Raw genomic sequence first — 20,463 nt, 5'->3', positions numbered from 1 at the left:
CATTTAAATTCGTTAGTTTTTTTTATTGTAATAGGCCTTTACACTAGTATATTTACGCCTAAAAATCTATTATGAAACATTTTACTAAAGTAATTGCTCTATTTTTAATTATCTCATCATGTTCTACCGATAATGGCGGAATTAAAGACTACAGAGAAGAAAATGACCAAGAAATTCAGGATTATATTACTGCGAATAACTTAAATGCTTTGAGCAGTAATACTGGTTTATATTATGTAATTGATGAACCAGGAACAGGAGCGCAGCCAACAACAACTAGTGACGTAACGGTAGCTTACAAAGGTTACTTTACAAACGGACAAGTGTTTGATGAAAGTGATGACTTAGGTATTTCTTTTAATTTACAACAGGTTATTACCGGATGGACAGAAGGTATTACCTATTTTAAAGAAGGAGGAAGCGGAATGTTGTTAATTCCTTCTCACTTAGCTTATGGCAATCTTGGTAGGGGAAACATTCCTGGAGGTGCCGTTTTAATATTTGATATTAACCTAATTACAGTAAATTAATAACTACTTTAAAATTTTAATACACAACAAACCACTTTGTCTTTGCAGAGTGGTTTGTTGTTTATGACAGCTAAACTAATTTTTTACAACTAAATCGAAAAAATTTCTTACTCACAAGAATTTTACGTAAATTATTCATTATAAAGCTTTTAAAGTGAATACCGATAATTCCATAAGTAAAGAAATATTTAAAGACCTTTCTTTTTCTAATGAAGAAAATGGAATTATTAACGCGGTATTTTTTAAAGAAATTTTACGGAAAGGAGACCAATTGATTAAGACAGGAGATAATGTTGATGTACAATATTATGTTATTGAAGGCTGCCTAAGATCTTACCATATAGATGCTCAAGGAAGGGAATTTACAGTACAATTTGCTATTAAAGATTGGTGGATGAGTGATTATACTGCCTTCTTTTCTTCATCTAAGGCCATAATGAATATTGAAGCAATACAAGATTCTGTTGTTTATAAAATAACAGATTTAGACAAAGAATTTCTTTATTCCAATATCCCAAAAATTGAATCTTTTTTTAGAAAAAAATTAGAAAGAGCTTTCAGCGCATTTCAAAAAAGAATCCTATCGGAATTATCCTTAACAGCAAAAGAACGCTATATAAATTTTCTTAAATCATACCCAGATATTGAAAAATCCATAAAGAACTATCATATAGCTTCATTTTTAGGTATCACAACAGAAAGTTTGAGTAGAATTAGAAAAGAACTTTAACATAATTAATTCATTTCTTATCATACATCAATTTTTAATACGTCAATCCATTATATCTTTGCCTCCCTTAAAGATTATATATAGATAAAGTTTATATGTAGGTTAATAGCTAGAAACGCGTGATATAATCACGCGTTTTTTCTTTCCATCTCCCATAGCAAAATAGATTAGTTGATAAAATAGGAAGTATCACATAGTTGTATATACAACCCTATGTTTTATATTTGTAACGTGGATAGAACAAAAACATACCCGAATATTAAGGAAGATTTTAATCCTAAAGACTGCATTTCTGGCAAAGTAATGCGTTGTAATAGGATTATTGCTAATGTTTTCAGACAGTATTTGGCTCCATTTAATATTACTGACAGTCAATTAAGTATGTTATTTGTATTATCTAAAGTAAAGACGTGTAATCAGAAAACAATATCGGATATTTTATTCCTAGAGAAATCCACTGTTCATAGAAACATTAACAGGCTGGTGCAAACCAATATAGTTACAGTACTTGGCACAAAGGAATTGGAACTTACAGATAATGGTTGGCAATTGCTTAATGACATTATGCCTGCTTGGGAAAAAGCTATGGAGGAAATTAAAGAAACTATTGGGTCTGATGGTGTTAATGCACTAAATGTACTAACATCAAAACTAGAGCATTAAAAAAATTTCAATCAATAGTTGTATATACAACTTAAAACTATATTTATGTTAAAACTAGCTTATACAGTCCTATTCCTAACACTATGGTTAATAATCCTTTATGTTTACAATGTTAACGCCAAAAAATTAAGCTTAGCGTCATTTCTCAGAAAGAAATACATGCTTGTAGCCACTGGTATACTTGGTATTTGGCTCATCTTTCAAATAGCATTGCACAATACTGGTTTCTATTATGACCTCACTTTACCTCCAAGAATTCCATTAGTAATGATCTTACCGCTTATAACGTTTACAATAGTTTTTACGCGTGTTCATAGGAGCAATAAGATTTTACAAGTTATACCCATATATGTGCCTATTGCCTTTCAAAGTTTTAGGGCATGCATTGAATCCTTGTTTTATGCTACCTTTTTACAAGGCATACTTCCAATACAAGTAACATTTGCAGGAGCTAATTACGATATTCTTTTAGGTATTTCAGCAATTTTTGTGTCTATATATACAGCAAAAAACACGCATCCTAATAAAAGGTTTCTTTTATTCTGGAATGTATTGGGGATATGTATTGTTTTATTTGCAGCTTTCACATTTATATCTTCATTCTATTTCCCCGAAATTTGGGGGCAAACCAACTCCAAAATATCACTAGAATTTAATCAATTTCCGTACTTATTATTACCTGCATTTATAATGCCTTCCGCCATATTTATGCACGTGCTATCAATTACACAATTACTACAAAATAAACAAAACTAACTCATCATAAATTCCATTTAACAAACTTAAGCCAAAAACTAACCAGATATTTTAGGACTAAGATATTTAGCGAAAAGTAACTATCTTGTCAGGACTAATTTGTCTTCAATGAACAACGACTATAATAATCCAGCTTTTAAAAAACTCCTTCAAAAGCTTCAAGAAGAGAGCTGGCAATTAGAGCTTTTAATATCTGGTTTTGCCATTTTTGGACTTTTTACAGCTTATGAACCGCTTTCCGTAAGTGCCATGGAGGCAAAAAATGCGCAGCAGATATACAAATTTATTATAAGTATTGTTGCTCTTATTTCATGTGCCATATTAATATTCAACTTACTACTTCATGTCCTTTTAAGAGGTTTATGGATTGGTGCTCTTGGTTTAAGATATGTTTCTGGAGACATAGATTATGATAGTTTAAATTATAGCAGAAGGTTTACCAAATATTTAAAAATTAAAGTTGGTTCTTTTGATAAATACATTGGCATTCTAGAAAACTACTGTAGCATTATTTTTGCCATTTCGTTTTTACTCATTTTTTATGTTCTGGCTCTCACTTTCACAATTATCGTTATTGCTTTAATTGGTAATTATATAATAGGCAATGATGCATTACCATCTTGGATATCTAAAGGTGTTGGTATTGTACTAATGCTTTTTGTAACCTTTGGTGCGTTACTTACCTTTTTTGATTCAATTACCCAAGGATTACTCAAGAAAAAAAATTGGATTTCCAAAGTATACTTTCCTATTTACTGGGTTTTTAGCTTTATTACATTATCCTTTCTGTACAGACCCATTATCTATAATTTTTTAGATAATAAATTTGGAAAGCGACTAAGTGCTTTTTTAGTCCCTCTTTTTATCTTACTTTTTTTTGCAACAAGTTTTAAGTATAATAATTCCAACTATTTTAATGGTGATTTACGTTCCACTACTTTTACTTTGAATAATCATAACTACGAGGATCTGTTTGACGAAAAACTAGAAGAAATTAACAGAGTATTTATCCAATCGAAAGTAATTTCAGATCCTTACATTAAGGTTTTCGTTAAATACGACGATAACATAGAAGATAGAATGTTTTACTATAATCCAGGACTAAAACCTAAAAAAGATATTAGAGGTATTAAGTCCGATATACAAATTAGTAATAATTGGATTAGTAGTGGTAAAAAAGACAGTTTACAAAACGCCTATGTAAAAACATTTAACAGCATATACTTTATCTCAATTGATACCTTAAAATTAAACACTGAATTCTTAGTTGGAAAAACGAAAAAAGGAACCCTTGGTTTTGAAACCTATTTAGGAACTTCAAGTCTATCTGAGGGAAAACATATTCTCAATTTAAAACGCTACCGTATTAAAGAAAAAGACACCGCAATACTTACGATTGCAAGAATTCCTTTCTGGTATTATAAAAACTAGCAAATACTGCTTATTTACCTTCAAGCATTAATAAAAAATCAAATAGAAAAACACCCCTGACATAAAACGACACTACCGCTTTTAAATTTGCATATAAGTTTAATCAATAAAATTATTATCAAATGAAAAATGCAATTAGCTGGTTTGAAATTCCCGTAACTAATTATGAAAGAGCAAAATCTTTTTATTCAACAGTTTTAGATTCTGAAATTGAAGATCATCCAATGCCAGAGCAAAATGTTAAGTATGGTATGTTTGCTCATGACAATGAAGCAGAGGGTGTTGGTGGAGGATTAATAGAAGGAGAGGGTCAAAAACCAACTAGCGACGGTCCTACTATTTACCTCAATGGCGGGGACAATTTAGCTACACCACTTAGTAAAGTAGAAGATGCTGGTGGTAAAATTATTATGCCTAAAACGGCAATAGGAGAAAATGGCTTTATGGCTCAATTTATTGATACAGAAGGTAACAGAATTGCATTACATTCTTGGAACTAATTTTTACCTTTCATCAATAATAAAAACCGAACATGAGTTAAAACACAATCAAAAACAAAGTGATAGCGAATTGTAAACCGGTTCGCTATCTTTGTTACTATGTCTCAATTACCAAGACTCATATCAATTCTTACTTTATTAAGATCTAAAAGGCTCTTAACGGCCACAGAATTGGCAAATAAATACAATGTAAGTATTCGTACTATTTATAGAGACATCAGAAAACTAGAAGAAGCTGGTATACCAGTAACTACAATAGAAGGCAGAGGTTACTCCCTAATGGAAGGTTATCAAGTTTCTCCTGTTCAGTTTACCGAAAAAGAAGCTAATGCTTTAATCACAGCGCAACATTTGGTGAGCCAGACTAAAGACGCCTCGTTTGCTAAAGATTTTCGAGAGGCACTTATTAAAATAAAATCTGTTTTTAGAACTTCTGTACAAGAAAAAATTGAACGCTTAGAAAGCAATATAAGAGTTTTTGATTTCGACTATGAAGACTTTTCAAGTAACGCGCTTTCTGATATTCAATTGGCAATAACCAATTTAAATTTTGTTGAGATTAACTACCAAAAAGCCGACGATCCTAATATTTCATTTAGAAAAATTGAACCTTATGCCTTTTATTCTATGAATAACAAATGGATATTGATAGCTTGGTGTCATTTAAGAAATGAGTTTAGAGCCTTTAGAATTGATAGAATTAAGCACTTCAAAATCCTTCACCAAAAATTTGAAGATAGGCAGTTTAACCTCCAAGCGTATTTTCAAACCTGTCCTTATAAAGAATAATTAATTTTAAAAACGTTTTTAATCGAAAGATTTTTCATCTAATTTAGTCTCTTAAAAGCTAATTTATTATGAAAAACCTCTTAATCCTTATTCTTCTATGTTCTTCATTGAACATATCCTCTCAATCCACCCCAAAAGAGTTATTAGATAGTTTCTTTTCAACATATGCAGAAAGTCCTGAAAAAGCTGTAAGAGATTTATATGCCACCAATAAATGGACAAAAGTCAAAAAAGATAATATTGAAAAAGTAGTTCAAACCATTAATAGTCTTACTGAAGATTTTATGGGAAAGTATTATGGCAATGAACTTATAATAACAAAGAAACTATCTCAAAGTTTTGCACTTTACTCGTATATGATTAAATATGATCGCCAGCCACTAAGATTTATTTTTAAATTTTATAAACCTAATGATAAATGGATGTTATTTGCGTTTTCCTTTGATGATGATTTAGATGATGAAATTAAAGAAGCTGCCAAACTACAAAACTTAAATTTTGACAAAAACTAATGAAAATAATTTCAACTAATACTGCTAAACCAACTACTATCACTTGGAATGGTAAAGAAGTCGTTACAGGTATTTACAAAAAACCAACAGATTCTCCCATTTATTTAGGAAAATCTGATGTAAGGCATGATACGGTAACAGACCGTAAACATCATGGAGGTGAATTTAAAGCGTGTTACTTATTTTCAAAAGATCATTATGACTATTGGAAAGACCTTTATCCTAATTTAGAATGGAATTGGGGTATGTTTGGTGAAAACTTAACTGTAGAAGGGTTAAATGAAGAGCAAATTCACATTGGTGATATTTATAAAGTTGGCGATGCACTAGTACAAATAACACAACCCAGAGAACCCTGCTATAAATTTGGCTATAAATTTGGCTCTCAAGATGCTTTAAAACAGTTTATAGATCATGGATATTCAGGAACTTATGTTAGGGTATTAGAAGAAGGTAATGTGAAAATTGGAGATGAATTTGAACTCGTTGAAAAACGTAAAAACAGTCTCTCAACCAGAGCATTTTTCAATCTACTATTTTCAAAAAACAAAGATGAAAATCTCATTAAAATGATTGAAAACAATGATGCTATTCCCCAAAAAAAACGTGATAAACTAAAGGCTTTCGTTGAAAAAAATAAATAGAAAAAAGCTATCCAATACTTTTTCATTTAAAAAACTGTTATATATTTAGAAAATTTTAAAAAAATAATAGTACTATTTTACATTTTACTCTCTAATAATACATGGATTTTACAAACCCTCTAGTTTATGGTGTACCCTGCTTTTTAGGGCTTATTTTAGTTGAACTTACCTATAGTAAAACCCATAATAAAAAAGAACTTTACGAGTGGAAAGATTTAGGGTCTAGCCTTTTTATGGGGCTAGGATCGGCAATTTTAGCACCACTTTTAAAAACCATATCTGCTATAGTAATTTTTAATATAGTTTATGACTTATTTAATCCTTTGGTAGATGGTGTAAGAACCAACATAATGGGTTACCAGTCTTTTGGATATGCCTGGTATATTTGGTTGGCCTGCCAATTGCTTGATGATTTTGCTTATTACTGGTTTCACAGACAAAACCATATGGTACGTTTCCTTTGGGCTGCCCATATTGTGCATCATTCTTCAGATAATTTTAACTTAGGAACGGCTGTAAGGAATGGTTGGTTTACAATTTTATACAAACCATTTTTCTACATGTGGATTCCTGCTATAGGATTTCCTCCGGAAATGGTGGTTGTCTGTTTAGGTATAGAGGCACTTTGGCAATTTCAGCTGCATTCTGTATATATTCCTAAATTAGGTTTTATAGAAAAAATAATGAACACGCACACCATGCATCAAGTTCATCATGCTAGAAACCTAGAATATATGGACAAGAACCATGGTGGTTTTTTGAATATTTTTGACAAGATATTTGGTACTTGGAAAGAACTAGATGATAATATTGATATTGAATATGGTGTTACCAAACCGCCAAACTCTTTTAATCCCTTTGTTATTTTAACACATGAGTATAGAGACATTTGGCGCGATATGAAAAAAAGCCCTAACTGGTATCATAAATTCATGTATGCTTTTGGTCCTCCAGGTTGGAGTCATGATGGTAGTACTTTAACTATTAAACAAATGCGACAAGCTATTGCCAATGGTCATATACCAGCAGTTTCAGCAAAGTGATGAAACAGTCTATTAAGCGTATTATTGAACAGCTGGGTTTATTACCTCATCCAGAAGGTGGTTATTATAAAGAAACTTATAGAAGCAATGGTATTATAACTAATACCAACCTAAATGATTCTTTCTCTGGTGATAGAAATTACTCTACAGGAATATACTTCCTATTAACATCCAATACGTTTTCAGCATTTCACAGAATAAATCAGGATGAAATGTGGCATTTTTATAAAGGCTCTCCTTTAAAACTACATATTATTTCGGAAACGGGAACGTATTCTGAAGTAATAATTGGTAATGACGTATTGAATAACCAAACGCCACAATTTACAGTAAAGGCAAGAGATTGGTTTGCTGCCGAAGTTATTGATAATGGCGATTATTCCTTAGTTGGATGTACGGTTTCACCAGGGTTTGACTTTAGAGATTTTAACCTTCCAAAACGAGAAATGCTGATATCAAAATTTCCGGAGCATACAGCAATTATTTCTAAACTCACCAGAGTCTAGCCTTAGACTTTTAATTGTGCATTGAAATAGTTTTTCAAAAAAGGAACTTGAATGGCAAACATAACTCCAAACAAGACAACGGCATAAATAAAAGTATTAGATAATGATAGTGAAGGGAGCTTCCCTACTAAATCAATATTTAAAATGTTGGACAAATCAATAGACTCAAACCAAGAACTAGTATTTATGGAGCCACTACTAAGTCCAATACATACAATAAATAAAACAGTAGACAGCGCAGTTAACAACCATCCTTTTGTTGAAATAAGAGGTTTATAAGTAGTTGTTGACGTTTCTAATTTAGAAATTTGAGACATTACAGAAGCGGTAAAATCAATCGAAGGCCTATCAATAGAAGCATTCTTAAATACTTCTTTACTCAATTCATCTAAATATTTATCAGTCTTATCCATATTGCTCAATTATTTCTTTTTCTAATCGTTTCTCTAAAATTTTAGCCAGTTTTTTTCTACTTCTAAACAACTTAACTTTAACATTATTTGGTGTTAAATTCATTGCTTTGGCTATTTCATCTAAAGTTTGGTCGTTATAGTAGAATAAAGTTAATAAAAAGCTATCATCTGGAGGTAGCAGATTAATGCAATGTTTAATAGCCTCTTCTTTTTCCTTATTTTCTATAGACGTTAGGGCATTATTTATGGTTTTTACTTCATGTTCGGTGTACTCATCTATTGCCACATTGTTCAAATACTTTTTGTTTTTCTTTATCCTGTCTAAACTTGTATTATATGCAATTTTATATACCCAAGTAGAGAATTTAGAATCGCCCTTAAATTTAGATAATGATTTATACATTTTAACAAAGGTATCTTGGGCAACTTCTTCTGCCTCTTCCCTATTCTTAAGCATTCTTAACGTTAGTGTATAAACCATATCTTTATATCTATTAACTAACATGGCAAAAGCATTGCTGTTGCCATTTAATGTTTGGTTGATATAATCTTGATCGTTAGTGGTCATTTTAATGGTAGGACGACCCAAACTTATTTTAGGTTACAGAAAAAAAATAAAAAAAAGTTGTAACCTAAATAAAAAAGGTATCGTCATAATTACAAACACATTAAATTAATCAATTAAAAACAAACAATTATGGGTTCAGAATTAATTATTATACCAATTATATTTGGTGCTATTTTTGGGGTATTTTACTTATACTTTTCCACCAGAAATAAAGAACGATTAGCTTTAATAGAAAAAGGTGCAGACGCCAGCATTTTTGTTAAAGGCAGAAAAAGCACCGCTCCTATTTGGAAAGTGTTAATTCTAAATATGTCTTTATTATTAATGGGAATAGGTGTTGGAATATTTTTAGGATCTATATTACAAACCTATACAACACTAGATGAAGATGCCGTTATACCAGGATGCATTTTCTTAATGGCTGGGGTAGGCTTATTCGTTGGATTTAATATGACTAAAAATTTAGATAAGGAATAATAATCATCAATCAAAAAACTTAAAACCGCTTTTCTTTAAAGGCGGTTTTTTTATTCTATCGGAAAATCAAAATAAGTTTTGGGAAATGGCTCATTATTTAGCGTAAAATGCCACCATTCTTTGGCATAACCTCTAAAGCCATGTTTTAGCATTACTTTTTGTAAAAGCATTCTGTTGGCTTTCTGCTCTTTTGTAACCTTATCATAATTTACCCAAGACTGTTCTCCAAAAAAATCGAACATACTTCCCATGTCTATAGGCACACCTGTGTTTCCATCTACAATGGTTAAATCTACAGTACTTCCCCTACTGTGTCCAGATCTAGAGGCTATATATTCTTCTTTAAACAAGTTTTCCTTTTTAACATCCGGATAAAACTTGTGTTTATTTATTGTATCGTTTAAATTTCGAGCCCAACCCATAAAATGGTTTACAGCCGTTTGAGGTCTATAGCCATCAAAAACTTTTAAGCATAAATTACGACGCTGCAAATCCTCATGTACCGATTTTAAGGCAATCGCTGCTTTCCTAGTAAGAATTAATTTGTTGGAATGGTACCCGTTAACTTTAGTCCCTAAAAAATTGTTTGTTCCATAATACTTTAGTTGAACTTCCAAATCTGGAATTATTTCTTCCACATAGACAAACCCTTCTGGTAATTGGGAAAAACACAAGTTTACAACGCTAAGAAAAAGGATTTTAACTGCTAATTTCATTATCAGCTAATTTAAATAAAATTTGTTGTAAATAATTGGACACAAAAAAACCGAGTTCCCTCAAACCCGGTTCTTTTTTAATTTGCTTTTTTATTACGAAGTAGATTTAGGGTCTCTATATCAACTAACATAATGCAAATATTAATTAATTAATCCATTGAACTAAAAAGTATGTTATTTAGTACACTTCAAAGGTAAACTTATCTCTGAATAAAAACGATAAAAAACATTATAAATCGATGAAATGCATTTATTTTTAACATTTAAAGTTCAAACATCGATAATATCGGCTAAAATACACAAACCTCATTTAGAAATACCCTATTTCCTTTCCTTACAAAAACTAAAAAAGCATCTTGAAGAAGATGCTTTTTTCTAACTAACTAACCAAAAATATGAATTTAAATTACCAAGTTTAAAGTACCACTCAATAAACTTTTATAATTTACTTTATAAGTATCAAGCATCGTGCCAAACTCCAAAAACCTATACTTTTATTTTCCCTATATTGTGATTTTAAACCATTATTTTTTAATTTAATGAATAATCAACCCATATTTACAGATGACACTATAGTTTTTGGATTATTAATGCTAATGCTAGCCCTTGTATTCTATACATCGTCAAAAAAAACTGGTGCTTGGGCTAAATTCTACAGCTTTATTCCAGCTCTTCTAATGTGCTATTTATTACCAGCAATATTAAATTCGGTTGGACTAATATCTCCAGAACACTCAAAGGTTTATACCATTGCAAAAAATTATCTCTTACCAGCTGCAATAGTTTTAATGACTCTAAGTTTAGATTTAAAATCTGTTTTTAATCTTGGCCCCAAAGCTTTAATTATGTTTTTCACTGGTACTGTAGGTATTATTATTGGAGGGCCAATAGCTATTTTACTCGTATCAACGTTTAGTCCAGATACTGTTGGTGGCGCTGGACCGGATGCTGTTTGGCGTGGTCTTTCTACTGTAGCAGGAAGTTGGATTGGAGGTGGAGCTAACCAAACCGCCATGTATGAAATCTTTAAATACAATCCAGAAAAATTTGGCTCCATGATTTTAGTTGATATCGTTGTTGCCCAAATTTGGATGGCACTCTTGTTATTTGGTATTGGTAAAAAAGAAAAAATAGACCGTTGGCTAAAAGCTGATAATACAGCAATTGAAGAGTTAAAACAAAAAGTAATTACTTATGAAAAGAGTGTCGCTAAAAATCCAAACTTAACAGATTACATGATAATGTTTGGGGTTGCATTCTTTGCAGTTGGGATTTCTCATTTTGGTTCCCGAAACATTTCAAATTTCTTAACTGGTTTTGAGGCGTTTAATGATAAGACATCGGCTTTAGCATCATTCACATCAACTTTTTTCTGGATGATAACGATTGCTACTATTATAGGAATCATACTTTCATTTACTAAAGCAAAAAAATATGAAGGCGCTGGTGCTAGTAAATTAGGAAGTGTATTTATTTATATTCTTGTAGCAAGTATAGGTATGAAAATGGATTTAGCATCTATATTTGAAAACCCAGGTTTGTTAATCGTGGGCTTAATTTGGATGGCTATTCATGTTATCTTGTTAATAGTTGTGGCAAAATTAATAAAAGCCCCTTACTTCTTTTTAGCTGTAGGGAGTAAGGCTAATGTAGGAGGTGCTGCCTCTGCCCCTGTTGTAGCTGCTGCTTTTCATCCCTCATTAGCTACTGTAGGTGTATTACTGGCTGTTGTTGGGTATGCAATTGGTACTTTTTCAGCATTATTCTGTGCTAGCTTAATGGAAATGGCATCAACTATGTAACCTTTAAAAAAATTAAAATATATTTGCCCTCAAACAAATTTTTTAAATGAAAAAAGTATTAGTATTTCTATTAGCTTTAATAGCTATTTCTTGCGGAAAAGAACAACGCGATTTAGTGGTAAAAACCAACGTTAAGGGACTAAAAAAAGGCACCGTATATCTAAAAAAAGCAAAAGATACAGTTCTAGTTACGGTAGACTCTATAGTTGTTAATGGTACGCCTCAATTTGAACTTTATAGTGATTTAGATTCTCCAGAGGTTTTTTTCTTATACTTAGACAAGAACAGTAAAATTGAAGATAGAATTACTTTTTTTGCAGATAAAGGTGTCACCGAAATAAATACTACAGTTAAAAATTTTGCTTTTGATGCTAAGATTAAAGGAAGCGAACAACAGAAGGTCTTAGAGGAATATTTAGCCGTATTATCAAAATTAAACAATAAAAATCTTGACCTTATAAAGGAAAATTTTGAAGCACAGAAAGCTGGAGATACTGCAAAAATTAACCAAATTGAGAAACAATATAAAGCATCTATTAGACGCAAGTACCTATATACAGTAAATTTTGCTGTTAATCATAGCAATAGTGAGGTGGCCCCTTATTTAGCCTTAACAGAAGCTTACAATGCAAACATTAATTTGCTAGACACTATAAACAATGCTTTAACTCCTAAAGTAAAAACATCTAAATACGGGAAAGCTTTAGATAAATTTATTAAGGACATAAAAGAAGAGAGTAAAACTGAAGATTAAACCTTAATAACAATATAAAAGCAAAGCCTTTCAAAATTGAAAGGCTTTTTTTGTGTTGAGCCGATAGAGGGACTCGAACCCACGACCTGCTGATTACAAATCAGCTGCTCTAGCCAGCTGAGCTATATCGGCGTTTTTAACGGGTGCAAATATAAAAGCAATTTTATAATTTACAACACCCTAATTAAAAAATTTTTAAAGTTTATTAAGTTTATCTAAAAGAGATTTTCCTTTGTCCTCTAACTCAGCACTTATGGTCTTAAAATGAGCTTTAACATTTTCTACGTTTTTTGCATTTACTTTAGCAATTAAGTCATCAAATGTTTGAATTGCCTCATCAATAATGGCCTCACTTCCTTCTGTACCCTTATCTGTGTTTTCCATTTCCCATACATAAACTTCTTCAATAATATCTCCTAAAACATTATTAATATCCTTCTTTAAGTTTCTTTTATTCGCCATTTTAAATAGGTTTTTATTTAATTAAATATAAGTAAATATTTCAACAAAAAACTTATTTCCCAGAATAGGATACAAAGTTTCTTGGTGTTTCGTAAAGTGTAATTTCTAAATCTAAATTCGACTCAATTTTTGGTCTTACTTTGTTATAGATAACCACAACAATGTTTTCTGCTGTAGGATTTAAATCTTTAAACTCAGGAACTTCTAAGTTTAAATTTTTATGATCAAAAGCGTCTTCTACTTCTTCTTTTATAATCTCCTTTAGTAGTTTCATATCCACTACATAACCTGTTTCTGGATCAATTTCTCCAGTAACACTAACTATAAGTTCGTAGTTATGTCCATGAAAATACGGATTGCTACATTTATCAAAAATCAGTTCATTTTTTTCATCGCTCCAATCCTTTCTATAAAGTCTGTGCGCCGCATTAAAATGCGCTTTTCTACTAACTGTTACTCTCATTGGCAGATAGATTAATATGTTCGTAGAATTTATCAAAAATTACCTTAAACCACTCAGTATATGAATTGGGATTTAAGCTAATATCAACTTTTACAGCTTCTAATGGCATCCATTTCCAACTTGCAACTTCATCTTCATTAATTACAGGTTCTCCATTGTATTTACCTAAAAGTACATGATCATATTCGTGTTCGGTTAAACCGTTGTCAAAAGGCGCTTTGTACATAAATGAAATAGATTCTTGCAGTTCTGTTACAAATCCCATTTCTTCTTGAAGACGGCGCTTACCAGCTTCAATATTACTTTCTCCATTGCGCTGATGACTACAGCATGTATTAGTCCAAAGGCCTGGTGAATGATACTTATCTAATGCCCGTTGTTGCAACATTAACTCGTTATTATCATTGAATACGAATACAGAAAATGCTCTGTGAAGTATAGCTTTTTCATGAGCTTCCATTTTAGGCATTAAACCAATTTGCTCATCATTTTCGTTTACAAGAATTACTTTTTCTTCTTCCATAGTACAACAAAAATACAAACAAAATTAAACTTGTTTCATAAAGTTTATTTAAATAAAAAAGCACTTAAAAATTTAAGTGCTTTTTCCCTCTATAAATAATGAAGAACGCTACATTTTTAAAATAATGAATTCCGATCTTCTGTTAAGTTGATGTTCTCCTTCTGTACAAGTAACACCATCTTTACAATTATTAATAAGTTGTGTTTCTCCAAAGCCTTGTGCGCTTTCTATCCTTTTGGCTTCAACGCCTTGACTAACAATATAATCTCTAGTAGATTTTGCCCGTCTATCGGATAAATCTAAATTGTAACTGTGAGAATTTCGAGAATCTGTATGAGATTCAATTCTAATTACCATACTTGGATATTGTTTCATTAGTAAGACAACTTTGTTGAGCTCAATAGAGGCATCATTTCGTATATAAGATTTATCTAAATCAAAATATATAATCCCAATTTTAATTTTTAAAAGACCGTCTTCCTCTACAATTAAAGGACTTAACGTTTCTAATCCTAAAGGAACTATAGTTTCTCCAGATTCATCTAAGGTTTTAACTGGTTTATCCTTTTTTGCATACCCTGTCTTTAATGCAATAACATTGTACTTAGTATCACAGTTTAACGCTTGTTTGAATTTGTAAGCTCCGTTTATATCGGATTGTGTGCTCTCCAATTCCTCACCACCTGCAACTAAAAGCATCTTTACATTGGATAAACGTTCTCCTGTTAGAGCGTTTGACACATAGCCTTTTATTATTTGATCACAATCTGGTTCTGGTAGTCTTACAAAAGAATAAATATCATCATCTCCCTTACCTTCTACTCTGTTGGAACAAACAAACCCTTTGTTTTCGTTTTCTTTTATAATGAATCCGAAATCATCCATTTTACTGTTTAATGGAGCTCCTAAATTCTTTGGATTAGCAAATTCTCCGTCTATAATTTTACTTTCATAAACATCTAATCCTCCTAATCCTAAATGACCATCTGAAGCTAAGTAAAGTACATTATCTGTAATGTATGGAAACATTTCTCTACCCGCAGTGTTTACCTTATCTCCAAGATTTCTTGGTTTGGAATATCCGCTTTCTAAAATATCGACAACAAAAATATCTGTAGCACCAATGCTACCAGGCATATCTGAAACAAAATAAAGTAATTTACCATCTGAACTTACCGATGGATGCCCAACAGAGTAATCTTCACTATTAAAAGGCAACTCATTGACGTTTTGCCAAGCAAGTTCTCCATCTTCATTTTTTAGCAATTCTGCACTATAAAGTTTTAGGTGATTTGTGCCTTTATTGTCTCTTCCCAAATCTCCGTTATAATTGTTTCTAGTAAAATATACTTTTGTTTCATCTGGAGAAAATGCCAACGTAGCTTCATGATACCTAGTATTTAATTCCTCTGAAAACTCACCTAATTTTCTAAGATCAGATTCTATTTCATTTAAACGACCAATGTACATGTTCAAAAAGGGTTGTTCGTTCCAATGGTAGATTCTGGTATGAAATGTTGAAGAATCTACAGCCGAAGAATACACTAATTCATTTTTATAATATTGTGCTCCAAAGTCTGAATACTTCGTATTAGTAGATACATTTTTTAGTATAAATCTTGGCTCAATATCTAAAACATCTTCTACAGTAAGCTCTTCTTGATTTAAAAGCTCGGATCTGTCATCTTTATCTTTTGTTCTTTTAGCAAATTCTTTCATCCAGCGCTTTGCATCTCTATATTTCTCTATACCTTCTAAAGTATGCGCGTATCTAAAAATATATTCTGGTTCTACACTAGAGAAAAATTCAGATACCAACTTATCATACCATTTATAGGCGTTGTGCATATCTGTATTAAAGAAATAGGCATCTCCTGTTCTCTTTAGCAGTCTTTTGTATTCTGCTTCGTTAAAGGTGCTTTTATTTTGTAAAGCTCTTAAATGTGTTTCATATAACACAGCCGCCTCTTTATACCATAATTTGTCAAATAATTTATCTGCTTTCTTTGTTCCACTTTGGGCGTATCCCAAACCAGACAAACACAATACTGTAATTATTAATACTTTTTTCATAATAGTTAGGGATTAAAAGAAACGAGGTGATTTTAATTGTTTTTCTTTAGATTTTAATTCAAAACGCAGCATGATTTCATGTGTTCCGGTATTAAAATTTTGAAGTTCCGTGGTTGTATAGTCGTAGGCATAACCTACCATTAGTTTAGGACCTAATTGCAACCCAACTAAACCACTTACAGAATCGTCCCAACGATAGGCAACTCCTAATCGCAATGTTTCATTAAATAAGAAATTGGCAGATACATCGGCTATAACTGGCGCCCCAACAACGAACTTTCCTAAAAATGCAGGTTTAAATTTAACTGTTGGACTTAAATCGAACACCTTACCAGCTATGAAAAAATAATGCAATCGTTCTGCAGCAATGGCATCTTGTATTTCATCATAATGATTATCTGTTAAAAAATTTGGGACTGATAAACCAACGTAAGTATCTTCATTGTGCCAATAGATTCCGGCTCCTATTGTTGCCAAAAACTTATTATTGATATCTTGAAAAATTGCTTCTCCTTGTTGTTGTTGATATTCAGGAGTAAAATCTACATCGAGCATTCTTCCTCCTCCTTTTATTCCGAAGGACAATCTACTATCATTGTTTAAATGAACGGTATATGAAAAGTTAGCATCAAAGAAAAACTCGTTTGATGGTCCTACTTTATCATTTACTATTGAAAAGCCTAAACCAACATTTTTGCCAACCGGAGACTCAATACTAAACGTTTGAGTCTCTGGTGCGCCGTCTAATCCCACCCATTGGGTTCTATGCAAACCAGTTACAGATAAATGGCCTCTGGAACCTGCATATGCAGAATTTACGGTTAAGGTATTAAACATATAATCTGTAAACTGAGGGTCTTGTTGTCCATAACTAGCAAGAGCTAATAATAGACCTAGTACTAAGGTACTTAATGATACGCCTTGTTTTGCGTTCTTATCTGTATGTATATATTTTGAGAACATCTTATTATCTTTTTTATCCTTTATTATCTTACTAAGTATAACCATCCTGATTTCTGTTTAGAGCCATCCCCTAAGTCTAGAACATAATAATATGTTCCTACAGGTAGCTTTTCGTTCTTATTTAGAACAGATCGTCCGTTAGACACACCATCAAATGTATTGTCATAACCTTCTTTGGTGTAAACTAGATTACCCCATCTGTTATAAATCTTTAATGTATTATTCGGATAATTGTTTATACAATCTATGTAGAACACTTCATTCATACCGTTTCCATTCGGCGAGAATTCTTTATAAATTGTTAAACACTGAGGATCAATTGTAGCGGTATCTGAATCGTTATTCTCATTAGAATCTATTTGATCTAACGCTTGTAAAGATGCTGTATTAACATAATCATTTACGTCTAATACCGTTACTGTAATTTCTAAGGTCTCTGTTAAACCAGCTGCAACTAAAGGCACCTGCCATACACTGGTATCTGTATTATAAGTTCCTGAAGAAGCCGTAGCTGATTCAAAACCATATCCTTGAGGCAGCACATCTAATATTTCTACCGATGTTGCATCAATACCTCCTAAATTTGATGCGGATATGGTAAATGTTATTACATCCGCAATACTTGGGTTGGCATCGCTTACTGCTTTAACAATCTCAATATCTACTGTTGGCGTATTTATTTGCGCACTGTCTTCATCATCTTCACTTTGATCACCATTGTCATTATTGGGTGTACTATCTGGATCATATTGATCTGCTGCAATAATTTCAGCAACATTTAAATACTCACCTTCTACTAGTGTTGGCATGTTAACCGTTGCTTGATAGGTAATTGTTAAACCTGTGAGTGGTACGGTTAAATTATTCCATATGATTTCATCATCGTCAATAAATCCGCTATTACTAATATTTGTTACATTGCTATATCCAATAGGTATAACATCTTCAATTGCTACTCCTGTTGCTTGGTTAGCTCCAGCATTATCAATTTGAATAGTAAAGGTTATAACCTCTCCTACATTAGCGTCAATATTACTAACCGATTTTGTTAAACTTAAATCTGCAGTCTCAGTTAAAATTAGAATACCAGATTCATCATCTTCACTCTGATCCCCATCATCATTATTTGGTGAACTATCGGGATCAACAACATCACTGCCTGTAATTTCTGCTACATTAAAGTATTCTCCGCTTGCTCCTGTTGGCTCATTTATTAATACATCTATAAATAAGATTTGTGAGCTTCCGCTTTGAATAGTTCCAACATTCCAAACACCTGTACCTTCGTTATAGATTCCTGATGTTGCACTGTATAATATGAAATCGAATCCTACAGGTAATACATCTGTTACTTCTACTCCTGTTGCAGCATCTGGCCCGTCATTAGTTACTGTAATTTGGAAGGTGATTTCTTGACCAACATTTGGTGTTACATCACTATCTACTACAGTTTTCTCTAATGATAAATCTGCCATAGCAACCACTGGTGTAACTAATACATTATCTTCATCATCTTCACTTTGATCTCCATCATCATTATTTGGCGCAGAATCATTATCCAATACATCTGAAGCTGTTACTTCAGCAATATTTAAATAATTTCCTGTTCCATTTACTAGTACGTCTATTAGTAAGGTCTCTGTAGCACCATTGGCCACAGTTCCTACATCCCATACACCTGTGTTTTCATCATAGGTTCCAGAAGTTGAACTGAATAATAAGAAATCAAATCCTGATGGTAGTAAGTCTGTCACTTCAACATTCGTAGCATGCTCAGGTCCATCGTTGGTTATGGTCACTATAAAGGTGATTTCTGTTCCAACTTGCGGATTTAAGTCTCCATCTACAACGTCTTTAGTTAAAGATAAATCTGCAACTGAAGCTATTGGAGTTACCACTTCATTATCTTCATCATCTTCACTTTGGTCTCCATCATCGTTGTTCGGTGTAGAATCTGGATCTAAAATATCGGAAGCTGTTACCTGAGCTACATTTACATAGTCTCCCGAAGCATTTACAAGCACATCAATTAATAATGTTTCTGATTCTCCTGAGTTAATACTTCCAACAGTCCAAAGTCCTGTTGTTTCATTATAAGTTCCAGACGTTGAACTAAATAATATGAAGTCGTATCCTGATGGTAATAGGTCCACTACTTCAACACCTGTTGCGGTTTGAGGCCCGTCATTAGTTACGGTTATTTGGAATGTTATTTCTGTTCCAACCAATGGTGAAGTATCTCCATCAACAACCACTTTGTTTAAAGAAAGATCTGCCATTGGTGTAACTGGTGTTACCACCTCACTATCTTCATCATCTTCACTTTGATCTCCATCATCGTTGTTCGGCGTAGAATCTTGATCTAAAATATCGGAAGCTGTTACTTCGGCAACATTTACATAATTTCCGGTAGGATTCACAAGTACATCAACTAGTAATGTCTCTGTACCTCCATTAGCTATAGTTCCAACATTCCAAACCCCTGTATTTTCATCATAAGTACCGGAGGTAGAACTAAATAAAATAAAGTCATATCCTGATGGCAACAGGTCTGTTATTTGTACTCCTGTTGCATCTTGTGGACCATCATTAGTCACCGTAATTTCAAAGGTAATTTCAGTTCCTGTTAACGGTGAAGTATCTCCATCAACAACTACTTTGTTTAACGAAAGATCAGCCATTGGTGTAACTGGTGCTACTACAGCATTATCTTCATCGTCTTCACTCTGATCACCATCATCATTATTTGGGGTAGAATCAATATCATAAACATCTGAAGCGGTAACCTCTGCAATGTTTAAGTAATCACCCGTACCATTAACTAATACATCTATTAGTAAAGACTCATATTCTCCTGCTCCAATGCTTCCAACTGACCAAACGCCTGTGGTTTCGTCATATAAACCAGCTGTTGAACTATACAATATGAAGTCATACCCTGATGGTAATAAATCTACTACTTCAACACCCGTTGCTGCTTGAGGCCCATCATTAAATACTCTAATTTCAAAGGTAATTTCAGAACCTATTAGAGGTGTTGTATCACCGTCTACCACAAACTTAGTTAATGATAAATCAGCTTGAGCCGGTACAATGGTTAATGCATCTTCATCATCATCATCTCCATTACTATCTCCATCTTCAT

General features: G+C 32.4%; 23 protein-coding genes and 1 tRNA gene. 14 read left to right on the top strand and 10 right to left on the bottom strand.

Annotated features, from left to right (window positions below; genetic code table 11):
• Window positions 1–71 precede the first annotated feature (71 nt).
• From FUA24_RS17440 to FUA24_RS17390, 11 genes are all read left to right on the top strand, one after another.
• Window positions 72–530, top strand: a complete 459-nt coding sequence (locus FUA24_RS17440; protein WP_148544354.1) for an FKBP-type peptidyl-prolyl cis-trans isomerase — start codon at window positions 72–74, stop codon at window positions 528–530.
• A 154-nt stretch (window positions 531–684) separates the two neighbouring features.
• Window positions 685–1,260 carry a Crp/Fnr family transcriptional regulator gene (locus FUA24_RS17435; RefSeq protein ID WP_148544353.1) on the top strand — a complete coding sequence of 192 codons (576 nt, stop codon included), beginning with the start codon at window positions 685–687 and terminating at the stop codon, window positions 1,258–1,260.
• Window positions 1,261–1,491: 231 nt separating this feature from the next.
• Window positions 1,492–1,923 carry a MarR family winged helix-turn-helix transcriptional regulator gene (locus FUA24_RS17430; protein ID WP_148544352.1) on the top strand — a complete coding sequence of 144 codons (432 nt, stop codon included), beginning with the start codon at window positions 1,492–1,494 and terminating at the stop codon, window positions 1,921–1,923.
• A gap of 45 nt (window positions 1,924–1,968) precedes the next feature.
• Window positions 1,969–2,679 (top strand): hypothetical protein, encoded by a 711-nt coding sequence (locus FUA24_RS17425; protein ID WP_148544351.1) that lies wholly within the window; start codon window positions 1,969–1,971, stop codon window positions 2,677–2,679.
• A gap of 108 nt (window positions 2,680–2,787) precedes the next feature.
• Window positions 2,788–4,110 carry a hypothetical protein gene (locus FUA24_RS17420; protein WP_148544350.1) on the top strand — a complete coding sequence of 441 codons (1,323 nt, stop codon included), beginning with the start codon at window positions 2,788–2,790 and terminating at the stop codon, window positions 4,108–4,110.
• A 122-nt stretch (window positions 4,111–4,232) separates the two neighbouring features.
• Window positions 4,233–4,610 carry a VOC family protein gene (locus FUA24_RS17415; protein ID WP_148544349.1) on the top strand — a complete coding sequence of 126 codons (378 nt, stop codon included), beginning with the start codon at window positions 4,233–4,235 and terminating at the stop codon, window positions 4,608–4,610.
• 99 nt (window positions 4,611–4,709) lie between these two features.
• Window positions 4,710–5,399, top strand: a complete 690-nt coding sequence (locus tag FUA24_RS17410; protein WP_148544348.1) for a helix-turn-helix transcriptional regulator — start codon at window positions 4,710–4,712, stop codon at window positions 5,397–5,399.
• A 68-nt stretch (window positions 5,400–5,467) separates the two neighbouring features.
• On the top strand, window positions 5,468–5,911 hold the full coding sequence (locus tag FUA24_RS17405) for a hypothetical protein (RefSeq protein WP_148544347.1): 444 nt from the start codon (window positions 5,468–5,470) through the stop codon (window positions 5,909–5,911).
• A complete protein-coding gene (locus tag FUA24_RS17400) occupies window positions 5,911–6,555 on the top strand; it encodes an MOSC domain-containing protein (protein WP_148544346.1) in 645 nt (214 codons plus the stop codon). The genes FUA24_RS17405 and FUA24_RS17400 overlap by 1 nt, the downstream gene beginning before the upstream one ends.
• 101 nt (window positions 6,556–6,656) lie before the next feature.
• Window positions 6,657–7,598, top strand: coding sequence for a sterol desaturase family protein (locus FUA24_RS17395; RefSeq protein ID WP_148544345.1), 942 nt, complete (start codon window positions 6,657–6,659; stop codon window positions 7,596–7,598).
• The gene (locus FUA24_RS17390; protein WP_148544344.1) at window positions 7,598–8,104 is read left to right on the top strand and encodes a cupin domain-containing protein; all 507 of its coding nucleotides are present in this window, start codon (window positions 7,598–7,600) and stop codon (window positions 8,102–8,104) included. The genes FUA24_RS17395 and FUA24_RS17390 overlap by 1 nt, the downstream gene beginning before the upstream one ends.
• Window positions 8,105–8,106: 2 nt before the next feature.
• On the opposite strand, the gene FUA24_RS17385 is transcribed toward FUA24_RS17390, so the two are convergent.
• Together FUA24_RS17385 and FUA24_RS17380 are read right to left on the bottom strand one after the other, a co-directional pair.
• Entirely contained in the window at window positions 8,107–8,517 is a 411-nt protein-coding gene (locus FUA24_RS17385; RefSeq protein WP_148544343.1) for a hypothetical protein, read from the bottom strand.
• Window positions 8,510–9,085 (bottom strand): RNA polymerase sigma factor, encoded by a 576-nt coding sequence (locus FUA24_RS17380; protein WP_148544342.1) that lies wholly within the window; start codon window positions 9,083–9,085, stop codon window positions 8,510–8,512. Before FUA24_RS17380 ends, FUA24_RS17385 begins: the two co-directional genes overlap by 8 nt.
• A gap of 129 nt (window positions 9,086–9,214) precedes the next feature.
• Between FUA24_RS17380 and FUA24_RS17375 the strand changes: the two genes are divergently transcribed.
• The gene (locus tag FUA24_RS17375; RefSeq protein WP_148544341.1) at window positions 9,215–9,562 is read left to right on the top strand and encodes a DUF6249 domain-containing protein; all 348 of its coding nucleotides are present in this window, start codon (window positions 9,215–9,217) and stop codon (window positions 9,560–9,562) included.
• Window positions 9,563–9,612: 50 nt separating this feature from the next.
• Here the strand turns inward: FUA24_RS17375 and FUA24_RS17370 are convergent, their stop codons facing one another.
• On the bottom strand, window positions 9,613–10,278 hold the full coding sequence (locus tag FUA24_RS17370; RefSeq protein WP_148544340.1) for a M15 family metallopeptidase: 666 nt from the start codon (window positions 10,276–10,278) through the stop codon (window positions 9,613–9,615).
• A gap of 539 nt (window positions 10,279–10,817) precedes the next feature.
• Between FUA24_RS17370 and FUA24_RS17365 the strand changes: the two genes are divergently transcribed.
• Both FUA24_RS17365 and FUA24_RS17360 read left to right on the top strand, forming a co-directional pair.
• Window positions 10,818–12,080 (top strand): DUF819 family protein, encoded by a 1,263-nt coding sequence (locus FUA24_RS17365; protein ID WP_148544339.1) that lies wholly within the window; start codon window positions 10,818–10,820, stop codon window positions 12,078–12,080.
• A 46-nt stretch (window positions 12,081–12,126) separates the two neighbouring features.
• Window positions 12,127–12,834 (top strand): DUF4369 domain-containing protein, encoded by a 708-nt coding sequence (locus FUA24_RS17360; RefSeq protein ID WP_148544338.1) that lies wholly within the window; start codon window positions 12,127–12,129, stop codon window positions 12,832–12,834.
• Window positions 12,835–12,892: 58 nt separating this feature from the next.
• On the opposite strand, the gene FUA24_RS17355 is transcribed toward FUA24_RS17360, so the two are convergent.
• From FUA24_RS17355 to FUA24_RS17325, 7 genes are all read right to left on the bottom strand, one after another.
• A tRNA-Thr gene (locus FUA24_RS17355) sits at window positions 12,893–12,966 on the bottom strand.
• Between the two features lie 63 nt (window positions 12,967–13,029).
• A complete protein-coding gene (locus FUA24_RS17350; protein ID WP_148544337.1) occupies window positions 13,030–13,296 on the bottom strand; it encodes a hypothetical protein in 267 nt (88 codons plus the stop codon).
• 52 nt (window positions 13,297–13,348) lie between these two features.
• Window positions 13,349–13,759, bottom strand: coding sequence for a 6-pyruvoyl trahydropterin synthase family protein (locus FUA24_RS17345; protein WP_148544336.1), 411 nt, complete (start codon window positions 13,757–13,759; stop codon window positions 13,349–13,351).
• Window positions 13,743–14,282, bottom strand: coding sequence for an isopentenyl-diphosphate Delta-isomerase (gene idi / locus FUA24_RS17340; protein WP_148544335.1), 540 nt, complete (start codon window positions 14,280–14,282; stop codon window positions 13,743–13,745). Before idi ends, FUA24_RS17345 begins: the two co-directional genes overlap by 17 nt.
• Window positions 14,283–14,390: 108 nt before the next feature.
• Window positions 14,391–16,355 carry an OmpA family protein gene (locus FUA24_RS17335; RefSeq protein ID WP_148544334.1) on the bottom strand — a complete coding sequence of 655 codons (1,965 nt, stop codon included), beginning with the start codon at window positions 16,353–16,355 and terminating at the stop codon, window positions 14,391–14,393.
• A 12-nt stretch (window positions 16,356–16,367) separates the two neighbouring features.
• The gene (locus tag FUA24_RS17330) at window positions 16,368–17,318 is read right to left on the bottom strand and encodes a PorP/SprF family type IX secretion system membrane protein (protein ID WP_148544333.1); all 951 of its coding nucleotides are present in this window, start codon (window positions 17,316–17,318) and stop codon (window positions 16,368–16,370) included.
• A 23-nt stretch (window positions 17,319–17,341) separates the two neighbouring features.
• A partial coding sequence (locus FUA24_RS17325) for a T9SS type B sorting domain-containing protein (protein ID WP_148544332.1) occupies window positions 17,342–20,463 on the bottom strand: 3,122 nt, incomplete at its 5' end.

The organism is Seonamhaeicola marinus, from assembly GCF_008085455.1.
The sequence above is the reverse complement of the archived record's forward strand: the minus strand, read 5'-3'. Positions and strand labels throughout refer to the sequence as shown.

Excerpts from the sequence above, each read along its gene's own strand:
- FUA24_RS17440 (WP_148544354.1), top strand. The coding sequence starts at position 72 with ATGAAACATTTTACTAAAGTAATTGCTCTATTTTTAATTATCTCATCA.
- FUA24_RS17425 (WP_148544351.1), top strand. The coding sequence starts at position 1,969 with ATGTTAAAACTAGCTTATACAGTCCTATTCCTAACACTATGGTTAATA.
- FUA24_RS17420 (WP_148544350.1), top strand. The coding sequence starts at position 2,788 with ATGAACAACGACTATAATAATCCAGCTTTTAAAAAACTCCTTCAAAAG.
- FUA24_RS17415 (WP_148544349.1), top strand. The coding sequence starts at position 4,233 with ATGAAAAATGCAATTAGCTGGTTTGAAATTCCCGTAACTAATTATGAA.
- FUA24_RS17410 (WP_148544348.1), top strand. The coding sequence starts at position 4,710 with ATGTCTCAATTACCAAGACTCATATCAATTCTTACTTTATTAAGATCT.
- FUA24_RS17405 (WP_148544347.1), top strand. The coding sequence starts at position 5,468 with ATGAAAAACCTCTTAATCCTTATTCTTCTATGTTCTTCATTGAACATA.
- FUA24_RS17400 (WP_148544346.1), top strand. The coding sequence starts at position 5,911 with ATGAAAATAATTTCAACTAATACTGCTAAACCAACTACTATCACTTGG.
- FUA24_RS17395 (WP_148544345.1), top strand. The coding sequence starts at position 6,657 with ATGGATTTTACAAACCCTCTAGTTTATGGTGTACCCTGCTTTTTAGGG.
- FUA24_RS17390 (WP_148544344.1), top strand. The coding sequence starts at position 7,598 with ATGAAACAGTCTATTAAGCGTATTATTGAACAGCTGGGTTTATTACCT.
- FUA24_RS17385 (WP_148544343.1), bottom strand. The coding sequence starts at position 8,517 with ATGGATAAGACTGATAAATATTTAGATGAATTGAGTAAAGAAGTATTT.
- FUA24_RS17380 (WP_148544342.1), bottom strand. The coding sequence starts at position 9,085 with ATGACCACTAACGATCAAGATTATATCAACCAAACATTAAATGGCAAC.
- FUA24_RS17375 (WP_148544341.1), top strand. The coding sequence starts at position 9,215 with ATGGGTTCAGAATTAATTATTATACCAATTATATTTGGTGCTATTTTT.
- FUA24_RS17370 (WP_148544340.1), bottom strand. The coding sequence starts at position 10,278 with ATGAAATTAGCAGTTAAAATCCTTTTTCTTAGCGTTGTAAACTTGTGT.
- FUA24_RS17365 (WP_148544339.1), top strand. The coding sequence starts at position 10,818 with ATGAATAATCAACCCATATTTACAGATGACACTATAGTTTTTGGATTA.
- FUA24_RS17360 (WP_148544338.1), top strand. The coding sequence starts at position 12,127 with ATGAAAAAAGTATTAGTATTTCTATTAGCTTTAATAGCTATTTCTTGC.
- FUA24_RS17350 (WP_148544337.1), bottom strand. The coding sequence starts at position 13,296 with ATGGCGAATAAAAGAAACTTAAAGAAGGATATTAATAATGTTTTAGGA.
- FUA24_RS17345 (WP_148544336.1), bottom strand. The coding sequence starts at position 13,759 with ATGAGAGTAACAGTTAGTAGAAAAGCGCATTTTAATGCGGCGCACAGA.
- idi (WP_148544335.1), bottom strand. The coding sequence starts at position 14,282 with ATGGAAGAAGAAAAAGTAATTCTTGTAAACGAAAATGATGAGCAAATT.
- FUA24_RS17335 (WP_148544334.1), bottom strand. The coding sequence starts at position 16,355 with ATGAAAAAAGTATTAATAATTACAGTATTGTGTTTGTCTGGTTTGGGA.
- FUA24_RS17330 (WP_148544333.1), bottom strand. The coding sequence starts at position 17,318 with ATGTTCTCAAAATATATACATACAGATAAGAACGCAAAACAAGGCGTA.